Below are 19097 nucleotides of genomic sequence, written 5' to 3'. Positions count from 1 at the left end.
TCGCTCAGCGCAGCTCACGCATGTGGGCGTTGACCTTGAGGAAGATGTTCTTCATCGTCTCGACTTCGTCCTCATTCAACAAGTCGATGAGGTGGTCGCGGACCCCCTCGACGTGGGTCGGCGCGGCGGTCTGCAGCAGCTGCCAGCCGCCTTCGGTCATCCGGCAGACGACTCCACGACCGTCCTCGGCGATCGCGGCGCGGCTGAGCAGCCCCCGGCTCTCCATCCGCGCCACGATGTGCGTCAGCCGCGACCGGGACATCCCCACCTCGTCGGCGAGCTGGGCCATCCGCATCGCGTGGTCCGGCTGCTCGGACAGCCGGACCAGCAGCTCGTACTCCGGCATCCCGATGCCGTGCGCGGCCCGCAGCTCCTTGTCGAGCTGGCTCATGAGGAGTTCGTGGCCTTCCAGCAGGTTCCGCCAGGCCAGTTGCTGATTGGCCGTCAGCCAGCGCGGCTCGGCACGGGCGGGTCCGGTCGCTTCGCCTTCGGCTGTGCCGACTTCGGCGGTGCCGGTTTCGGCTGTGCCGACTTCGGCGGTGCCGGCGAAGACACCGGAGGTGGGGTCGCTCATCGCCTGCGCTCCAGGACGCTCGCGACCTCAGTGGCCCAATACGTCAGAATCGCGTCGGCGCCGGCGCGCTTTAACGCCACCAGGGTCTCCAGGATCGCGGGCATCCGGTCGATCGCTCCGGCCCGGGCAGCGAACTCGACCATCGCGTACTCGCCGGAGATCTGATAGCTCCACACCGGCACGGGGCTGGCCTGGGCGACCTCCGCGAGCACGTCGAGATAGGGCAGTCCGGGCTTGACCATGACGATGTCGGCGCCTTCGGCGAGGTCGAGCTCGAGCTCGCGCATCGCCTCGCGGCCGTTGGCCGGGTCCTGCTGGTAGGTCCTGCGGTCCCCCTGCAGCTGTGATTCCACGGCCTCGCGGAAGGGCCCGTAGAAGGCGGACGAGTACTTGGCGGTGTAGCCGAGCACGATCACGTCGGTGAAACCGGCGGTGTCCAGCGCGTGCCGGACGGCGGCGACCTGCCCATCCATCATCCCGGACAGTCCCAGCACGGCGGCACCGGCGCGGGCCTGCGCAACTGCCATCTCCGCATAACGGTTCAGGGTGGCGTCGTTGTCGACGCTGCCGTCGGCGGCCAGCACGCCGCAGTGGCCGTGAGAGGTGAACTCGTCCAGGCACAGATCGGCCATGACGACCGTTCGGTCCCCCACCGCCTCGCTGACTGCGGTGATCGCACGGTTGAGGATCCCGTCCGGGGCCCACGCCTGCGACCCGATCTCGTCGCGGACGGCGGGGATGCCGAACAGCATGAGCCCGCCGACTCCGGCGTCGGCGGCTTCGCGGGCGGCAGTCACCAGCGAGTCGAGGGTGTGCTGGAATACGCCGGGCATGCCCTGCAGCTCGGAGGGTTCGGTCAGCGTCTCCTTGACGAACATCGGGAGGACGAGGTCGGCGGCGTGGAGACGGTGCTCGCTGACGAGGCGCCGGATCGCAGGGCTGCTGCGCAGGCGGCGCGGACGGATGGAACCGGGGGCCAGTGAGTAGTCACTCATTCACTTCTTCTTTCGGGCAGTCCGCCGCCGTTGCGACGGCCTGAGGGGGGTGCGGCCTTCGGCCAGGTCCTCGTCGCGGCGCGCGCGGGCGAATTCGACCAGACCGGAGACGAGGGATCCCATATGCGCCTCATCGGCCACGACGTCGACGGTCAGACCGAGGCTCTCCGCGGTCTGCGCGGTCGCGGGGCCGATGCAGGCCACCACGGTGGTCGGATGCGGCTTGCCGGCGATGCCGACGAGGTTGCGCACGGTCGAGGATGAGGTGAAGAGGACCGCATCGAAGTCGCCGCGCTTGATGCTCTCGCGGATCGGGGCCGGCGGGGGCGCGGCACGCACCGTGCGGTAAGCGGTGACGTCGTCGACCTCCCAGCCTCGCTCCAGCAGGCCGCTGACGAGCACCTCGGTGGCGATGTCCGCCCGCGGCAGGAGCACGCGGTTGATCGGATCGAGCGAGTCATCGAAGTCCGGCCAGTCGGCGAGCAATCCGCGCGCCGACCATTCCCCGCTGGGCACCAGGTCCGGGTTGACTCCCCAGTCCTGCAGCACCTCGGCGGTGGGACCGCCGACGGCGGCGACCTTCACTCCGGCCAGGCTGCGCGCGTCCAGGCCGAGGTCGGACAGCCACATCCGAACCGCGCGCACGGCGTTGACCGAGGTGAAGCCCACCCACTGGTAGTCGCCGGTGACCAGGGCCTTGATCGCCTTCTCCATCTGGTTCGGCGTGCGCGGCGGCTGGATCGCGATCGTCGGGACGATCGTCCCCTCGGCGCCGTACTCGGTGAGCAGGTCTGCCGTCGAGGCGCCCTGTTCCCGGGTGCGCGGGATCAGCACCCGCCAGCCGAACAGCGGCTTCGATTCGAACCACGACAGGTCCGCGCGCTTCTCGATCCCCTGGCCCATGAGCATCATCACATGGTCGCCGGGCGAGGCCTCGGCGAGCAGCTTGCCGACGGCGGTCGCCATGGTCGCCTCGATCGTCACCTGGTGCACCGTCGAGACCTCGTTGGCCATGAGCACCGGGGTGTCCCCGTCCCAGCCGTCGGCCAGGAGCGATTCGAGAGCGGTGACGATCTCCTCGACGGAGCCGCTGATGACGTGTCCGGTATTGCGGTGCTTGGAGACGTCGACGTGGGTCTGCGGGCCGGCCTCGATGAACCGGACCGAGCGCACCCGATTGGTGGTCACCGGGGTTCCGGTGTAGGCGGACATCGAGGAGCTCTGCCCCACTCCCGGCACGATCTCGAAGTCCACGTCATGGCGGCGGCAGGCGGCCGCCTCGTCCGTGGTCGTCGAGAACAGGACGCCGTCGTGCGGCACCAGCCGCACGACGACTCCGTGCTCCCGTGCGAGCTCGGCGAGCTTCCGGCCGCGGGTCGAGGCGGCCTGGCCGAGTTCCGCGGAGTCGATCCGGGGCACCGAGGCGCGCACGTAGGCTTCCAGGATGTCATCGTGCACGCGGGTGTCGCTGACGACCAGCGAGGCGCGCTCGAGCAGCTCCGAGCCCCGGTAGGTCATGAGTCCGGGGTCACCCGGACCGGCGCCCAGGAAATACACCATGGGGCGCTGAGGCACCAGCTGGGTGCGGCGCAGCGCTCCGGCAGCGGTCTCCCCACGCGGACCGGACGGGTTCACCGCGGCCCGCAGCTGTTCATCGTCGACCACTGCCGTCGACCTCCTTCGCCTGCACCGGACCCAGCGCCCGGCGCGGATCGAGCTGGGATTCGGGGGCGTTCGCCTCGGCGTTCCCGCCGATGGTGATGCCGAGCGCGGCGAGCATCTCGTCGGCCGCCTCCGCGCCGAGCTCGAGGGCCGAGTGGCGCACCTCCTCGCGGGACGCCTCGGTGGAGGCGGGCAGCCTGCGACGGCGGGTCACTCGGGTCAGCCGACCGTCGTCGTCGGCCATCACACCGGTGACGGTGAGCGTCTGCCCCTCGACCTCGGCCAGCGCGCCGATGGGCGCCGAGCAGCCGGCCTCGGAGCGGGACAGCACGGAGCGCTCGCACATGACTGCCAGCGCGGTGGTCTCGTCGTGAATGGCTTCGAGGGCTCGGCGCAGTTCGCTGTCGAGCTCGCTGAGCTGGGCGGCGGCAGAGCGCGTCTCGACGGCCAGCGCGCCCTGGCCGGGAGCCGGGAGCATGCGCGGCGGTTCGAGCACATCGGTGACCTCGGCCAGCCGGCCGAGGCGGCGGACGCCGGCGGCGGCGAGCACCACAGCGTCGAGCCGGCCCTCGTAGACGTGGCTGATGCGGGTGCCGACGTTGCCGCGCACTCCGGTCACCTCGATATCGGGCCGGACAGCGCGCAGCTGGGCGGCGCGGCGAGGTGAGCCGGTGCCGACGACGGAGCCGGCAGGCAGGTCCGCCAGAGTCAGACCGTCACGGGCGATGAGAACGTCCGAGGGGTCCACCCGGGGCGGGATGGCGGCCAACGCGATGCCGGCGGCGGGAGCGGTGGGCAGATCCTTGAGCGAGTGGACGGCGACGTCGATCTTGCCGGTCAGCAGCGCAGTGCGCACGGCGGAGACGAACACCCCGGTGCCGCCCATCTGCGCCAGCGGTGTCATGTTGACGTCGCCTTCGGTGACCACTTCGACGATCTTGACCCGCCAGCCGGTCTGCGCCGCGATCTGCTGGGCGATCGCCGTCGACTGGGAGCGTGCCAGCTGGGACCGACGGGTGCCCAGCCTGATCTCCCTGCCGGTGAAGCGCTCCGGCTCGACGACGTCGAGAGTGTGGTCGGCGACGGGCTTGAGCCCGTCCGCCGCGACGTGATGGTTGTCGCTGGCCTGCACCTGGTTGGCGCCGGGTGCGGTGACCGCGATCTTCGTGCGGTCGATGGCCGCGGCGGTCGGCGACTGCGCCGATGACAGGTTGAAGAGGGTGGTGAGTGCGGCGGCGTAGTCGACACCGGTGTCCGAGGCGGAGAGCTCCTTGACCCGGACGGTGGGCGTGTGGATGATCTTGTCGACCGCTCGGGCCATCGACTTGCGGACCTCGCTGAGCGCCTTGTCGTCGACCTTGCCGGCGAGCTTCTTCTCCAGCCGCTCGAACTCCAGCGCGACGGTCTCCTCGGCCTGCGCCCGCAGCGCCGTCACCGTCGGCGCGATGCTGCGCGCCTTCTTCCCGGCGGTCAGGGTCTTCATCTCCGACTTGATGATCGAGCGGACCTCGGAGATGACCGAGATGACGCTCGAATCGCTGTGGTGATCCGCCTCGGCGAACTTCGTCGACAGGTCTTCGAGGCCGATGAGCTGGACGAACGGCAGCTCCTCGACGTCGGGAGCGATGTCGTGGGGCAACGCGAGGTCGACGAGGAACTTCCGCGGCTGCGAGTCGAAATCATGCTGCATGCCGGCGACGATCTCATCGCGGCCGAGGACGACTCCGCGGGCTCCGGTCACCGAGATGATGAGGTCCGCGTCGGCGATCTCGTGCACGAGCGCCTCGTCGTCGAACGCGACCGCGCGCCCGCCGACCGGGGCCACCAGCCGCTCGGCCTTCTCCAGGGTGCGGTTGATGACGGTGATCCTGGCCACCCCCACCCGCTGCAGCGTGGCAACCGTGAGCCCGGACATCGCACCCGCACCGACGACCAGTGCCTTCGCCTGATCGAGCGGGCCGATGTGGGCGACAGCGGAATCGAGCGCGGTGTCGAGCAGCGACTGGGAGACATTGTCGAGCGCGGTCTCGGAGTGCGCCCGCTTGCCGACGCGCAGCGCCTGCTGGATGGCGTGCGACAGGTCGCCGGTCAGGCGGTTCTCCTCCTGAGAGGCGATGAATGCCTGTCGAAGCTGCCCGAGGATCTGTGACTCGCCGAGTGCCATCGAGTCCAGCCCCGTGGCCAGATTGAGCAGATGCTCCATGGCCTTCGTCTCGAAGTGCACGTAGAGGTGCTGCGCGAGGATGTTCCATTCGATGCCGACGGCATCGACCAGCGCCGAGCCGATGTCGGCGAGGCCACCGTGGAAGGCGGAGACGTCGGCGACGACTTCGAGGCGGTTGCAGGTCGAGAGCACGGTGATGCCTGAGACGTACTCCCCCTCCAGCGCGCCGTTGACCAGCGTCTCGATGCCCGCGCTGTCGAGCGAGAGGACGTCGAGGACGGAGATCGGCGCTGACCGGTGCGAGATTCCCAGGACGAGGAGTGTCACTGCTGCTGCTCCCTTGCTTCGGCGGCCGTGTAATGGGCCAGGACCTGTAATTCAGTTGCGAGATCCACGTGACGGACGTGGACTGCGGGGGGAACGGTGAGTACTACGGGGGCGAAGTTGAGGATGCCGCGAATGCCGGCGGCGACGGCCGCATCGGCGGCGGATTGAGCTGCGGGGGCCGGGACTGCGATCACTGCGAGCTCGATCCCCGCCTCGGCGCTGCGCTCGGCGAAGTCGCCCATCGGAGAGACGGTGAGACCGCCGACCGAGGTGCCGACCACGCGCGGGCTGGTGTCGAAGACGCCGGCCAGGGCGAAGCCGCTGGCGGCGATTCCGGCGTAGTCGGCCAGCGCGGAACCGAGCCGGCCCGCGCCGATGATGCCGATGCGGCGCACGCGGTCCAGGCCCAGGAACGACCGGATGTTGGCCGCCAGCCCTGCACAGTCGTAGCCGACTCCGCGCCGGCCGGCCGCGGACAGGTGGCTGAGGTCGCGTCTGAGGATCGCCGAGCCCACTGCGCACATCCCTGCGAGCTCCTCGCTGGAGACGGTCGAGCGTCCGCCGGCACGGAGGGATTCGAGAGCCTGGAGGTATCCGGGCAGGCGCGCCACGACGGGTGCGGGGACGGAGCGTGCGGGCAGGGCGGCCGACAGGTCCGGACCGGACACGGTCTCAACCACCGTTGTCACTCCTGTTCCGCGGCCTTCCGCCGCCGGTCACGTGCGACGCGCCAGCAGCGCGTCGAGCGCCTGGGCGAGCCGCCCACGATCGACGCGGTGAAAACTGTGCTGCCTGCCGTTCAGCAGCACCACCGGCACATCCCAATCATATTTGTCGCGGAGTTCTTCGTCCGCATCGATGTCGATCTCCGCGATGACGACATCCCTCTCACCGACAGCGGCTGCGACGTCCTCCCGCGCCTGAGCGCACAGGTGGCAGTCGGAGCGGGTGAGAAACGTCAGTTCGACAGTCATGTTCGGCGAGTCATGCTCGAGCGCAGACGAAACCCCGCCGGCCATCCGGCGGGGGTCCGAAGCCGTGAAGCGCCCTACTTCTTGTTGCGGCGCTGATGGCGGGTCTTGCGAAGCAGCTTGCGGTGCTTCTTCTTGGCCATACGCTTGCGGCGCTTCTTGATGACTGAACCCATGTGCATCCTCACGGAGTCGAAATCTCGGTGAACACGGAGTGCCCGCCGACTGAACTAACCGCTCGATTCTATCTCTTTCCGCCGAGATCCCAAAAACTGGGACACCTGGTGGGCGGGGGCGTGAGGAAGGTCTCGCGGGCCGGCGCTCCCAACGCAGTTGCCAGGGGACCGTCCTCAGTCGTAGTAGGCGTCGAGCCCGTAGAAGGGGAAGATGTTCTTCCGGGTGGCCATCACCGTCCGGTCCAGGTCGGACTCCGGGTCGAATCCGTTCTTCCAGGAGTCGAAGGTTCCGTCGTGGCCGTCGGTCATCAGCATGGGCGCCGTCAGGCCGGCCTTCGCCTGGACGTAGTCGCGCCAGCGCTCCGGCACCTCGGCACCGGGAGCGATGTCGGCTCCTGCGGCGATCGCGACCAGGTTCACCCAGGCGCGCGGCACCACATCGACGAGGGCGTATCCTCCGCCGCCGGTCGCCAGCCAGCGCCCCTCGGCGAACTCGTCGGCCAGGTCGCGGACCCATTCGGCTGCCACCCGCATCGCATCCACGCTGAGGCGCAGGTGGGTGAGAGGGTCGAGGCGGTGTCCGTCGCAGCCGTGCTGGGAGACGATGACCTGCGGTCCGAACTCGCGCAGCACGGGTGGGACGACGGCGTCGATGGCGCGCAGCCATTCCGGGTCGCCGGCGCGCGGCGGCAGTGCGATGTTGATCGCGGACGCGGCAGCCGACATGCCGCCGATGTCATTGGCGAAGCCGGTGCCGGGGAACAGGAATCGCCCGTTCTCGTGGATCGAGATCGTCAGGACCCGGGGGTCGTCCCAGAAGAAGTTCTCGGTGCCGTCACCGTGGTGGGCGTCGAGGTCGATGTAGACCACCCGCTCATAGCCGTTGTCGAGGAAATGCCTGATCGCTCCGGCGACATCGTTGTAGACGCAGAACCCCGAGGCGCGGCCCGGCATCGCATGGTGCATTCCACCGCAGAAATTGACGGCGCGCTCGAACCTCTTGCTGCTGATCGCGCGCGCCGCTTCGACACTTCCCTGGAAGATGCGGCCGGAGGCCTCGTGGATCTTCTCGAACCGCGGCACGTCCTCGGTGCCGACGCCGTAGGTGCTGACGGTCTTCTCGTCGAGCTCCTCGGTCGATTCGGCGGCCTTCACCGCCGCGATGAACTCGGGCTTGTGGAGGACAGCCAGCTCGTCCTCGTCGACGCGGGGAGCTTCTCCGATCTGCACGCGAGGGTGATCGAAGAGTCCGAAATCCGATGCGAGCTTGGCGGTCAGGTCCAGGCGCAACGGGTTCATCGGATGGTTCGGACCGAAGTTGTATTCGGTGAAGGACTCGTCCCAGACAACGAAAACGTCCGTCTCACGCCTGCTCATCCCACCACTGTATCTGCTGGCGTGACTCCCGTCGCGTACGGGCTCCCGTCGCCTACGGGCGCCCCTCCCCCATGTCCCACTCTGTTGTACTCCTATCGAACATTGGATAAGTTCCATTGGGTGCGGCGCTGACGCCGGGCGGAACGTGGAACACAATGCACGACTACTCCGGACAAAGGTGTCGAGTATGACGAAGAGGAACTTCCTGCCGGCCGTCGCGCTGGCTTCGGGCACAGCGCTGGCGCTGAGCGGATGTGCCGGCTCGGCCGGTACGGGGGACGGATCCGGCGGCGGAGAAGGATTCGAGCACGCAGCGCCCCAGGAAGAGGTCGACGCGGCACTCGCGGATCTTGAACCGGTGACGCTCAACTACCAGCCACCTGCTGCCTCGCCGAATTCCATCATGGCTCCCGCCGCGCAGGCCTACAAGGAGTACATCGAGGAGCGCTCCGGCGGCAAGATCACGATCGAGCTGGTCTGGGGTCAGGCCATCGCCGGCTACGCCGAGATCGATGACGCGCTGGCCGACGGGCGACTCGACCTGGCCTACAACCTGCCGATCTACAACCCCAGCGACTACCCCTCGTTCGATGCGGCGGCGACTTCCCTGTCGGGACTGCCGATCTCCCCGGTTGTCGGTGAGGCGATCTACAACGCGGTGTCCAGTGACATCGGCTGGTCGACCGAGAGCCTGCTCGATGAGTACGAGGCCCAGGGCGTGGTGCCGCTGACGCCCATCATCAGCTCCGGCGGCTACTACTCCGTGTGCGCCGACCCGGGATCCGAACCCGACGACTGGAAGGGGCGGCAGATCCGCGTCGCCAGCACCTCCCACCTGGGAGTCGTCGAGGCCCTCGGCGCTTCCCCGGTGTCCATGGAGTACGTCGAGGTGTTCGAGGCCCTGCAGCGGGGCACCGTCGACTGCACCTTCGCCCAGCTCCTGCCGTCCGCGGAGGGCGGGATCCTCGAAGTCGCACCGCACATCAGCTACAGCACCGACGATCACAGCATGTCCTCGCGCGCAGTGGGTGCGGAACTTGCCGGTGCGAGCTTCGGGCAGCTCCCGCTGGCCTACCAGCAGATCATCTTCGATGCGGCCTCCGCGACCTATGGCGGAATCGTGGGCATCGTCGCCGACGGCAACGCCGAAAGCGTCCGTCAGGCCAAGGCCGCCGGGGGCACGATCGCGCCGTTCGATCCGGAGACGGAGCAGCTCATCGGCCAGGAGAACGAATCCCAGGTCCAGGCTGTGGAAGACAGCGGGCTGCTTGGGGACGACATCAGTGCGCGGGTGCGCGAATCCTCGGAGAAGTGGTCGGCCGCCGCTGAGGAGCTCGGGCTCGAGGATCAGGGAAGCTTCGAAGACCTCGACGAGTGGTGGGAGCACGGGGAGACGGACTTCACGCCGCTCGGTGAGCGACTCTTCGAAGAGGTCGCACTCCCCCACCGACCGCAGTGATGAGACGTCCGGCTCACCGGTGCGAGGACGTCCGCCGCAGCGTTGCCACTGTCTAGACTGTCCCTGTGATTCGACGGCGGGCATCGGAACGCCCTCTCGGCCCAGCGCCGGGGCCCAGCGGCCGGCCAGAGGCGACGGCGCACGCGCCGGTGCGCCCACCGGCCCGCAGTCCGGGTCCCAGGCTGCGCGATTTCGTCGACCATCTTGCCGACTCCTCTCCGGCGCGCCTGGCTATGGTGTCGTTCCTCGCCTTCATCGGCATCATCACGGTGCTCCTGTGTCTGCCGATCTCTCACCGAGATCCCGAGTCCTGGAGCTTCGCCACCAGCCTGTTCACAGCGACCTCGGCGGTCACGGTGACCGGTTTGACGACCGAGGTGACCGAAGAGCACTGGTCGGACTTCGGCGTCGGGGTCATCGCAGCCGGCATCCAGGTGGGCGGTCTGGGCATCCTGACGCTTGCCTCGGTGCTGGGCATGGCCGTGTCGAAGAAGCTGGGGGTGCGCCAGCGGCTGATCGCGGCGCAGGCGACCAACACGTGGAAGCTCGGCCAGGTCGGCACCCTGCTGCGCGCCGTGATCTCCACGATCGTCATCGCCGAGCTCGTCGTGTTCACGCTGCTCCTGCCCCGCTTCCTGTCGCGGGGGGAGTCCGTCGGCGACGCAGCCTGGTTCTCGGTGTTCTACTCGATCTCCGCCTTCAACAACGGCGGCTTCACGATTCACCCCGGCGGCATGGAGCACTTCGCCGACGATCCCTGGATCCTCACCGTCATCATGGTCGCCGTCTTCATCGGCTCGCTCGGCTTCCCCGTCATCCTCATGATCGCCATCGCCTGGAACCGGCCCCGCAGCTGGGACCTCCATACGAAGCTGACGCTGACCACATCCGCTGTGCTGGTGCTCGTCGGCTTCGTCCTGCTGCTGTTCTTCGAAGCGAGCAATCCGCGCACGCTCGGCGACGAGAGCGCCGGGCCCACAGCCCTCGAGGTCCTCTTCATGGCCGTCATGCCCCGCTCGGGCGGCTTCGCCACGATGTCCATCGACGACATGAACCAGACGAGCCATCTCCTGCTGGACGTGCTGATGTTCATCGGCGGCGGCTCCTCGTCCACGGCCGGCGGCATCAAGGTCACCACACTGGCCGTGCTGGTTCTGGCGGCCCTCTCCGAAGCCCGCGGGATGACCGATGTCTCCGCCTTCCGGCGCCGCATCGAACCTTCCTCGATCAAGCTCGCGATCTCGGTGACGCTCGCCGGCGGTGCAGCCGTCATCACCGGCACCTTGGTGATGCTGCAGATCACGCGCATGCCGCTGGACCTGGTGCTGTTCGAGGTCATCTCGGCCTTCGCCACGTGCGGTCTCAGCTCCGGAGTCAGTGTCGCGGCACCGGATGCCGGGCTCTACGTGCTCAGCGGGATGATGTTCCTCGGCCGCCTCGGTACGATTACGCTTGCCGCAGCGCTGTCCCAGCAGAGCACCCGAAGAATGTTCCGGTACCCGGAAGAGAGGCCGATCATTGGCTAAGAAGTCGTCGCAGCAGTCGTCCTCGGCGATCCTCGTCATCGGCCTCGGCCGCTTCGGCTCCTCCACGGCGCTCAACCTCACGAAGCTCGGCCGCGAGGTGATGGCCATCGAGCGCAACCCGGAGATGGTCCAGGAATGGTCCGGGCGGCTCACTCACGTCGTCGAGGCCGACACCACCAACATGGAGGCGCTGCGCCAACTCGGAGTGGGCGACTTCTCGACGGCGGTCGTCGGCATCGGCACCTCGATCGAGGCCAGCGTTCTCACCACCGTCAACCTCGTCGACCTCGGGATCGAGCAGATCTGGGCCAAGGCGATCTCGAACGCCCACGGCAAGATCCTGCGCCGGATCGGCGTCGAGCACGTGATGTACCCCGAATCCGAGGCCGGCGCACGCGTGGCGCACCTCGTCTCCTCCCGGATGCTCGACTACCTCGAGTTCGACGAGGGTCATTTCGCCGTCGTGAAGATGCGTCCGCCCAAGGAGGTCCAGGGATTCACCCTCGCCGAGGCGGGAATCCGGGATGCCTACGGCGTCACCGTGGTCGGGATCAAGAGTCCAGGCCGCGACTTCACCTACGCGGAGCCCTCCAGCCGGATCGGCAGCCAGGACCTGCTGATCGTCGCAGGGCACGTCGAGCTGCTCGGGCGCTTCGCCGGCCGGCCCTGATCACCCTCCGGCCTCGATCTCCCGCGAGCGCGCCGTCGCCGCTCCGACAGCCCGGACGACCGCGTCCCGAAACCCCTCGGATTCGAAGACCGCCATCGCCGCGGCAGTCGTTCCGCCGGTGCTCGTGACGGACTCACGCAGCTCGGCCGGCGACTCCGGCCGCTGGGCCAGCATGCGACCTGCGCCGTTCGCGGTTCCGACCACCAGCCGGGTGGCGACCTCGCTGCTCAGGCCCTGCTCCACGCCCGCGGTGACGAGCGCATCCGCGAGCAGGTAGAAGTATGCGGCACCGGAGCCTGCCACCGCGGTCATCGCGTGGATGTCCGATTCCGGCATCTCCACGACATCGCCGGCACCGGCGAGGAGTTCGGACACCGTGCGCACCGCCTGAGCGGGCACCTCGCGACCGGCCGAGATCGAGACCACACCGTGCCCGATCGCGGCGGGTGTGTTCGGCATGATCCGGATGATCCGGGAGCTGCCCGCGGCCACCGCCAGCTGCTCGATCGACACTCCGGCCGCCATCGACACCAGCACCGCGTCCGGCTCGAGGGCTCCTGCCACCTCGGCGAGGGTGTCCCGCACATGCACCGGCTCCACGCCGACGAACACGAAATCGGCTCCGGTGACCGCGGTCCGATTGGCGGTCTCGTCCTCCTCGAGCGACAGCGCCGTCACGCCGAGGCGCTCGCGCACCGCAGCCGCCGACTCCCGCGAGCGGGTGGTCGCGACCACGTCGCCGGCGGCGACACCGCCGCCGATCATCCCTGCCAGCAACGCCGATCCCATCGATCCGGTTCCGAGGAATGCGAGTGTCATGAGGCTCCTAGAGATCTTCGAGTCCGAGATGGCGCCGGGCGAACTCGAGCGATTCGACCAGCATCTCGTCCCGGGTGGACTTCTTGGCCACGAACCGGGTGTTGACCTCGACGACGACGTCGCCCTCCCAGTCGTGCTTGGCGAGGTGCTGCAGCGTCTCCGCAACCGGCATCCGGCCGCGGCCGGGCACCAGGTGCTCGTCCTGCAGGGATCCGGATCCGTCGGTCAGATGGACGTGCTGGAGGACGTCGAAGAGCTCCTTGACGGTGTCGATCGCGTTCATCCCCGCCGTCGAGGCATGGGAGAAGTCGAAGGTCACCGCATCGTAGTCCTGGCCGACGGGGTTCCAATGCGGCAGGTACACGAGCACTTCGCGGATCCCTGCCCGCCACGGATACATGTTCTCGACGGCCAGCGTGATCCCGGTCTCCTCGGAGATCGCCTTGACTCCGGCGGCGAAGTTCTTGGCGTACTCGCCCTGCCATCGGAACGGCGGATGCAGGACCACCGTGCGCGCGCCGACCGTCTCGGCCAGATCGCACGTGCGCCGCAGCTTCTGCCAGTGGTCGCGGTCGAGCACCCGCGGCATGAACAGCAGCGTGGGTGCGTGCAGCGACATCACGGGAAGACCCGTCTCCTGCACGAGGTCGCGCATCAGATCCGCGTCCTGGGTCTCGGCGTTGTTGGTCACCATCACCTCGACCCCGTCGTAGCCCAGACGGGCCGCTGTCGAGAAGCACTCGGAGACCGTCATCGGGTACACCGAGGAGGTCGACAGCCCGACCCGGATGACGTTCTCGGAGGAATGGACGATGTCGTGCTCGTACAGCGGGTTCTGCTCCAGCTCCTCGCGGTGCCTGCGGGCATTGGCACGGGCGGCGTTCTTGGAGGTGAGGACCTTCCGCTCGGGTTTCTTCCTGGGGAACAACTCTCAGCTCCGCAGCATGACCGAGGTCTGCGGTTCAGGGGCTCCCCACCGCGGAATCGAGATCTCCTCCGAGGAGTCGAGGAGGTCGAGCTTGCGCATGATGATCCCCTCCCGGAGAGCCCATGGCGACACATGCATCGACTCGATGTCGAAGATCGTGAATGCGGCTTCGGCGACGATGGCGCCGGCGAGCACCTGTCCCCCGCGCGCTTCGGAGACGCCCGGCAGCTCCGAGCGCTCCTTCGGGCTGCGGCTGGCCAGTTCTCCGATGATCCGCGACAGGTCTTTGCGCTGCAGCTGGCGCGGGACGAAGATGCCCTGGCTGCTGGCGGCCGCACCGCCGATCCGAGCCAGCGAGCGGAAGGTCTTGGACGAGCCGACGATCTTCTCCGGCTTGCCCACCCGATTGATCGCTCCGGCGACACGGCCGATGGTGTGACGGGCGTGCTTGCGCAGGGCGTCGATGTCGTCCTGGCTGGGGCGATCATCGCTGAGGAAGCGCTTGTGCATGCGCCCCGCGCCCAGCGGCACCGACAGCGCCGCATCCGGGTACTCATCGCTGCCGGCGGCCAGTTCGAGCGAACCGCCGCCGATGTCCAGCAGCAGGATCCGGCCCGCCGACCAGCCGAACCACCGGCGGGCGGCGAGGAAGGTGATGCGCGCTTCCTCCTCGCCGGTCATGACGTTGAGGTTGATCCCGGATTCCTGCGAGATCCGCTCGACGGTGGCCAGCCCGTTGGGCGCCTCCCGCAGTGCGGAGGTGGCGAACGCGAGGATCTGCTCCGATCCCTGCTCCTCGGCGATGCTGATGGACTCCTTGCAGAATTCCACCAGCCGGTTCTGCCCGTAGCTCGTGATCGAGCCGTCCTCCTTGAGGTGCTCGGCCAGCCGCAGCACTTCCTTGTGGGAGGTCGCCGGCATCGGCGGGGCGCCCACATGGGCGTCCACCACGAGCAGGTGAATGCTGTTGGATCCGATGTCGAGAACTGCTAAGCGCACGGCACCCAGTCTACTGCCAGCACGGGCGGGCTCTACCGCCAGTCCAGTCGGCGGAAGCCGAACTCGGGCTGGCGCTTGGCGAAGAAGGCCTCCTGACCAGTGCTGATCTCCTGCTGGTAGGCCTGGTCGAGCCAGCCGCCGGCCGCCGGATCAGGGTCCTCGCCGACGAGGATCCGCTTGGCGCCGGTCTGGCTCAGCGGCGAGCGCCGCATCATGAGCTCGGCGAGCTCCCGGGCGGTATCCAGCGGAGTGTCGCTCACTCGGTGCAGGAAGCCGAGGGAATCGGCGCGTTCGGTGTCGATGACCTCGGCGGTGAGCAGCAGATAGCGGGTCCAGGTGGGGCCGATGATCTCGGCCAGCCGCCGAGTGGGTCCGGGCGGATAGACCAGGCCGAGCTTGGCGGCGGTGATCCCGAACTTGGCACCCGGCGCGGCGACCCGGATGTCGCACGCCGCCGACAGCTCCGTGCCGCCGCCGATGCAGTTGCCCTCGATCGCGGCGATGGTGGGGATGTCGACCGAGGCGAGGGCGGCCTCGGCGGTCGCATTCGTCTCCCAGAAGTCCGCCAGCGGCACGCGCAGGTCTGCGATATCGGAGCCGGCGGAGAAATGCCCGCCCGCCCCGGTCAGGATGAGGACGTCGATCGCCGGGTCCTCATCGATGCCGGAGACGATGTCCGGCAGGGCCAGCCACATGTCCCGGGAGAGCGCGTTGCGCTTCTCCGGCCGATCGATGACGAGGGTTCCGACCCGGCCGCTGACGGTCAGGTCGAAACCCTCGACGAGGTTGTGCTCGGTCATCTCAGCCGTTCTTGACCGGCACTTCGCGCTGTTCGGGCCCGTTGTACGCGCTCAGCGGACGGATCAGAGCGTTCGACGCCTGCTGCTCCATGATGTGCGCGGTCCATCCCGTGATGCGGCTCATCACGAAGATCGGGGTGAACTGCGGGGTGTCGAAGCCCATCAGGTGATAGGCGGGACCGGACGGGTAGTCGAGGTTCGGGTAGATCCCCTTGCGGCCGACGAAGTCCTCTTCGAAGGTGTTGTAGAGGTTCAGCAGGTCGTCGGCGCCCTTGGCCCTGACCATGTCCTCGAATGCCTTGCGCATGGTCGGCACCCGGGAGTCGCCGTTCTTGTAGACCCGGTGTCCGAAGCCCATGATCTTCTTCTTCTCGCTCAGCGCCTGGTCGATCCACGCCGAGGCCCTGTCGGCGGTGCCGACCTCCTCGAGCATCGCCATGACGGCTTCATTGGCGCCGCCGTGCAGAGGGCCCTTGAGCGCGCCGACCGCGCCGGCCACCGCGGAGTACATGTCCGAGGTGGTCGAGGTGATGACGCGGGCGGTGAAGGTCGAGGCGTTGAAGGAGTGCTCGGCGTAGAGGATCATCGACACGTCGAAGCAGCGCACGACCTCCTCGGCCGGCACCTCGTCGAACACCATCTTGAAGAAGTTGGCGGCGTAGCCGAGGTCCTCGGTGGGCGCGACCGGGTCGAGCCCGTGGCGGCGACGGTGGTCGATCGCCACGATGGTCGGCAGCTGCGCGTAGAGGCGCTCGGCCTTGGCCTGGTTCGCCTCCGGGGTCTCCACCTCGGCCTCCGGGTCCACGCCGCCCAGGTAGGCCACGGCCGTCTGCACGACGTGCATCGGGTGGCAGTCCTCGGGCATGGAGCGGACGAGATCGATGAGCTGCTGGTCGATGGCCCGCTGCGAGCGCTCCTTGGCGGTGAATTCCGCGAGCTGCTCAGGCGTCGGCAGCTCGCCGTGCCAGATCAGGTAGGCGACCTCTTCGAAGCTGCAGTTGGCGGCCAGCTCCTGCACCGGGTAGCCCCGGTAGGTCAGGGAGTTGGTCTCCTGGACGACTTTGGACACGGCGGTGGTGTCGACGACGACACCGGCCAGCCCCTTCTTGATTTCCTGCTCGGTCACTGGTGACCCTCCTGAGAGAAGTTGAAGACATCGGAATCGAAGTCGCTGTAGGCGGCGTAGTCGATTGTCTCGTACAGATCCGCCCGTGTCTGCATGCCGTCCACGAGATCGGCCTGGGTGCCCGTCGACCGGATCGTCTCCAGTCCCCGCTTGATCGCGCCCATCGCGATCCGCAGGGTCGTGACCGGGTAGATCACGAGGCGGACGCCGGCACCGGCCAGCTGCTCGGTGGTGAACAGCTCGCTCTTGCCGAACTCGGTCATGTTGGCCAGGATCGGCACGTCCACGGACGTGGCGAAGGCCTCGAACTCGCCGAGGTCCCGCATCGCCTCGGGGAAGATCATGTCGGCACCGGCGTCGACATAGGCCTTGGCACGCTCGATCGCGGCGTCCAGCCCCTCGCCGGCGCGGGAGTCGGTGCGGGCGCAGATGACGAAGTTGTCATCCCGCCGGCCCTTCGCCGCGGCCGAGATCCGCTTGACCATCTCCGAGGTGGGAACGACCTCCTTGCCGTCGAGGTGTCCGCAGCGCTTGGGGTTGACCTGGTCCTCCAGGTGCATCCCGGCGATGCCGGCGTCCTCGAACTCCTGCACGGTGCGGGCGACGTTCATCGCCTCGCCCCAGCCGGTGTCCGCGTCGATGAAGGTCGGCAGGTTCGTCACCCGCGAGATCGCGCGGCCGTGGTCGGCGACCTCGGAGAGGGTGGTCAGGCCGATGTCGGGCAGCCCCAGCGACGCGGAGAACGCGCCGCCGGAGATGTAGACGCCCTCGAACCCGGTCTGCTCGATGATCTGTGCGTTGATCGGGTTGATGGCTCCGGGGAACTGGACGATGTCGCTTCCGCCCAGCAGCTCTCGGAACCGCTTGCGGCGGTCGGCCGCGGTGGTGGTGGCGCCGAGCATGTCAGAAGATTCCCTTCGATCCGGAGTGCTCCAGGCCGTCGACGGCGAAGCTGAGCTGGGAGACCTCGGCCGGGCTGAGGTTCTCGAGGTTCTGCGCCAGGTCGAGGAAGCGGTTCTGCTCCGCGTCGGAGAGGATGCCCTCGGCCAGGGTGCGGAACTTCTGGACGTAGTTCTCGCGGACGAACGGACGAGCACCCAGCGGGTGGGCGTCGGCGACGGCGATCTCGTCCTCGATGACCGAGCCGTCGTTCATCTCGATGACGACGCGGCCGCCGAAGGCCTTCTCGTTCGGGTCCGTCGAGTGGTAGCGGCGGGTCCACTCGGGATCCTCGCGGGTCTCGATCTTGTGCCACAGCTCCACGGTCTCCGGGCGAGCAGCGCGCTCAGGGGCGTAGGAGCGCTCGTGGTGCCAGCCCTGGTCCTCCATGGCGACCGCGAAGATGTACATGATCGAGTGGTCGAGGGTCTCACGCGAGGCCTTCGGGTCCATCTTCTGCGGGTCGTTGGCGCCGGTGCCGATGACGTTGTGGGTGTGGTGCGAGGTGTGGATGGTGATCCTGCGGATCTGCGACTTGTCCTCGATCTGCCCGCCGAGCTTGCGGGCGAGGTCGATCAGGGCCTGGGCCTGGTACTCGGCCGAGTGCTCCTTGGTGTAGGTGTCGAGGATCGCGAGCTTGGCCTCGCCCTTCTCCGGCAGCGGCACGGTGTAGCGCGCCTCCGGGCCGGACAGGATCCACGCGATGAAGCCGTCCTCGCCCTCGTAGATGGGCGACGGTGCACCTTCTCCGCGCATCGCGCGATCCACTGCCTCCACGGCCATCTTGCCGGCGAATGCCGGAGCGTGGGCCTTCCACGAGGAGATCTCGCCCTTGCGCGACTGGCGGGTGGCGGTGGTGACGTGCAGGGCCTGGCCGACGGCCTGGTAGATGACCTCGGTCGGCAGCTTCAGCAGCGCGCCGATGCCCGCGGCCGCCGAGGGGCCCAGGTGGGCGACGTGGTCGATCTTGTGCTCGTGGAGGCAGATGCCCTTGACGAGGTCGACCTGGATCTCGTACCCGGTCGCGATGCCGTTGATGAGGTCCTTGCCGCCGATGCCCAGGTGCTGGGCCACGGCCTGGATCGCCGGGATGTTGTCGCCGGGGTGCGAGTAGTCCTGGGCGAGGAACGTGTCGTGGAAGTCGAGCTCGCGGACCGCCACTCCGTTGGCCCATGCGGCCCACTCCGGGGAGACTGTGTCCTGGAGCGGGAGTCCGAACACCGTCGCACCGGGCTCCGTCGTGTGCGGCTGCGCCTGCTCGCGGGCGTGGGTCGGAGCCGAGCGGCGCACGGAGGCGGCGGCCACTGCGGCGTTGTCGATGATGCGGTTGATGACCATGTCGGTCACTGCCGGGTCGATGTCGACCGGATCAGCCGCGACTTCGGCGATCTTCCAAGCGAGCTGCTCTTCACGGGGAAGGTGCTCCGAGCTGCGGTAAGTGCGGACTTCGTGGTTGATCATGAAGAAGAGTCTCCTTGTGTCGTCATTGACCGCCGGCAGTCCCTCAGGCGGGATGCGAGCGGGTTCGAATCCACTCTAGGCGTCTGGTCTGACGCCCATGTGCTGTGGCCAACATTTTATCTCG

18 protein-coding genes are annotated in these 19097 nt (G+C 68.2%); 3 read left to right on the top strand and 15 right to left on the bottom strand.

Annotated features, from left to right (window positions below; translation table 11 throughout):
* Nucleotides 1–4: 4 nt before the first annotated feature.
* The 8 genes from LXN01_RS01045 to LXN01_RS01010 form a co-directional block, all read right to left on the bottom strand.
* Nucleotides 5–574 carry a MarR family winged helix-turn-helix transcriptional regulator gene (locus LXN01_RS01045; RefSeq protein WP_236862692.1) on the bottom strand — a complete coding sequence of 190 codons (570 nt, stop codon included), beginning with the start codon at nt 572–574 and terminating at the stop codon, nt 5–7.
* Nucleotides 571–1569, bottom strand: coding sequence for a porphobilinogen synthase (hemB, locus tag LXN01_RS01040; protein ID WP_236862691.1), 999 nt, complete (start codon nt 1567–1569; stop codon nt 571–573). Before hemB ends, LXN01_RS01045 begins: the two co-directional genes overlap by 4 nt.
* The gene (locus tag LXN01_RS01035; RefSeq protein WP_336885213.1) at nt 1570–3234 is read right to left on the bottom strand and encodes a bifunctional uroporphyrinogen-III C-methyltransferase/uroporphyrinogen-III synthase; all 1665 of its coding nucleotides are present in this window, start codon (nt 3232–3234) and stop codon (nt 1570–1572) included.
* Nucleotides 3221–5722 (bottom strand): glutamyl-tRNA reductase, encoded by a 2502-nt coding sequence (hemA, locus tag LXN01_RS01030; RefSeq protein ID WP_236862689.1) that lies wholly within the window; start codon nt 5720–5722, stop codon nt 3221–3223. The genes LXN01_RS01035 and hemA overlap by 14 nt, the downstream gene beginning before the upstream one ends.
* Complete coding sequence (locus tag LXN01_RS01025) at nt 5719–6402, bottom strand: redox-sensing transcriptional repressor Rex (protein WP_236862688.1); 684 nt, start codon at nt 6400–6402, stop codon at nt 5719–5721. The genes hemA and LXN01_RS01025 overlap by 4 nt, the downstream gene beginning before the upstream one ends.
* A gap of 36 nt (nt 6403–6438) precedes the next feature.
* Nucleotides 6439–6696 carry a glutaredoxin family protein gene (locus LXN01_RS01020; RefSeq protein WP_236862687.1) on the bottom strand — a complete coding sequence of 86 codons (258 nt, stop codon included), beginning with the start codon at nt 6694–6696 and terminating at the stop codon, nt 6439–6441.
* 74 nt (nt 6697–6770) lie between these two features.
* Entirely contained in the window at nt 6771–6869 is a 99-nt protein-coding gene (locus tag LXN01_RS01015; RefSeq protein ID WP_003792170.1) for a 30S ribosomal protein bS22, read from the bottom strand.
* Between the two features lie 174 nt (nt 6870–7043).
* A complete protein-coding gene (locus LXN01_RS01010; protein ID WP_236862686.1) occupies nt 7044–8246 on the bottom strand; it encodes an acetoin utilization protein AcuC in 1203 nt (400 codons plus the stop codon).
* Nucleotides 8247–8433: 187 nt separating this feature from the next.
* Here LXN01_RS01010 and dctP point away from each other — a divergent pair, with 187 nt between their 5' ends.
* From dctP to LXN01_RS00995, 3 genes are all read left to right on the top strand, one after another.
* Nucleotides 8434–9705: a TRAP transporter substrate-binding protein DctP gene (gene dctP / locus LXN01_RS01005; RefSeq protein ID WP_236862684.1), complete on the top strand. Its 1272-nt coding sequence runs from the start codon at nt 8434–8436 to the stop codon at nt 9703–9705.
* A gap of 149 nt (nt 9706–9854) precedes the next feature.
* Nucleotides 9855–11231, top strand: a complete 1377-nt coding sequence (locus LXN01_RS01000) for a TrkH family potassium uptake protein (protein ID WP_236863111.1) — start codon at nt 9855–9857, stop codon at nt 11229–11231.
* Nucleotides 11224–11901 carry a potassium channel family protein gene (locus tag LXN01_RS00995; protein ID WP_236862682.1) on the top strand — a complete coding sequence of 226 codons (678 nt, stop codon included), beginning with the start codon at nt 11224–11226 and terminating at the stop codon, nt 11899–11901. Before LXN01_RS01000 ends, LXN01_RS00995 begins: the two co-directional genes overlap by 8 nt.
* On the opposite strand, the gene proC is transcribed toward LXN01_RS00995, so the two are convergent.
* Genes proC through LXN01_RS00960 form a run of 7 tightly spaced genes read right to left on the bottom strand, consistent with a single transcriptional unit; the run spans nt 11902 to nt 18973 of the window.
* Complete coding sequence (gene proC, locus LXN01_RS00990) at nt 11902–12720, bottom strand: pyrroline-5-carboxylate reductase (protein ID WP_236862681.1); 819 nt, start codon at nt 12718–12720, stop codon at nt 11902–11904.
* Between the two features lie 7 nt (nt 12721–12727).
* Complete coding sequence (locus LXN01_RS00985; RefSeq protein ID WP_236862680.1) at nt 12728–13648, bottom strand: sugar phosphate isomerase/epimerase family protein; 921 nt, start codon at nt 13646–13648, stop codon at nt 12728–12730.
* Nucleotides 13649–13651: 3 nt separating this feature from the next.
* Nucleotides 13652–14647 (bottom strand): Ppx/GppA family phosphatase, encoded by a 996-nt coding sequence (locus tag LXN01_RS00980; protein ID WP_236862679.1) that lies wholly within the window; start codon nt 14645–14647, stop codon nt 13652–13654.
* A gap of 32 nt (nt 14648–14679) precedes the next feature.
* Entirely contained in the window at nt 14680–15447 is a 768-nt protein-coding gene (locus LXN01_RS00975; protein WP_236862678.1) for an enoyl-CoA hydratase/isomerase family protein, read from the bottom strand.
* A 1-nt stretch (nt 15448) separates the two neighbouring features.
* Nucleotides 15449–16573 (bottom strand): bifunctional 2-methylcitrate synthase/citrate synthase, encoded by a 1125-nt coding sequence (locus LXN01_RS00970; RefSeq protein WP_236862677.1) that lies wholly within the window; start codon nt 16571–16573, stop codon nt 15449–15451.
* A complete protein-coding gene (gene prpB / locus LXN01_RS00965; RefSeq protein WP_236862675.1) occupies nt 16570–17475 on the bottom strand; it encodes a methylisocitrate lyase in 906 nt (301 codons plus the stop codon). Before prpB ends, LXN01_RS00970 begins: the two co-directional genes overlap by 4 nt.
* 1 nt (nt 17476) lies before the next feature.
* Nucleotides 17477–18973: an MmgE/PrpD family protein gene (locus tag LXN01_RS00960; RefSeq protein WP_236862674.1), complete on the bottom strand. Its 1497-nt coding sequence runs from the start codon at nt 18971–18973 to the stop codon at nt 17477–17479.
* Nucleotides 18974–19097 lie beyond the last annotated feature (124 nt).

Source organism: Brevibacterium daeguense (assembly GCF_021729135.1).
Classification (GTDB): domain Bacteria; phylum Actinomycetota; class Actinomycetes; order Actinomycetales; family Brevibacteriaceae; genus Brevibacterium; species Brevibacterium daeguense.
The sequence above is the reverse complement of the archived record's forward strand: the minus strand, read 5'-3'. Positions and strand labels throughout refer to the sequence as shown.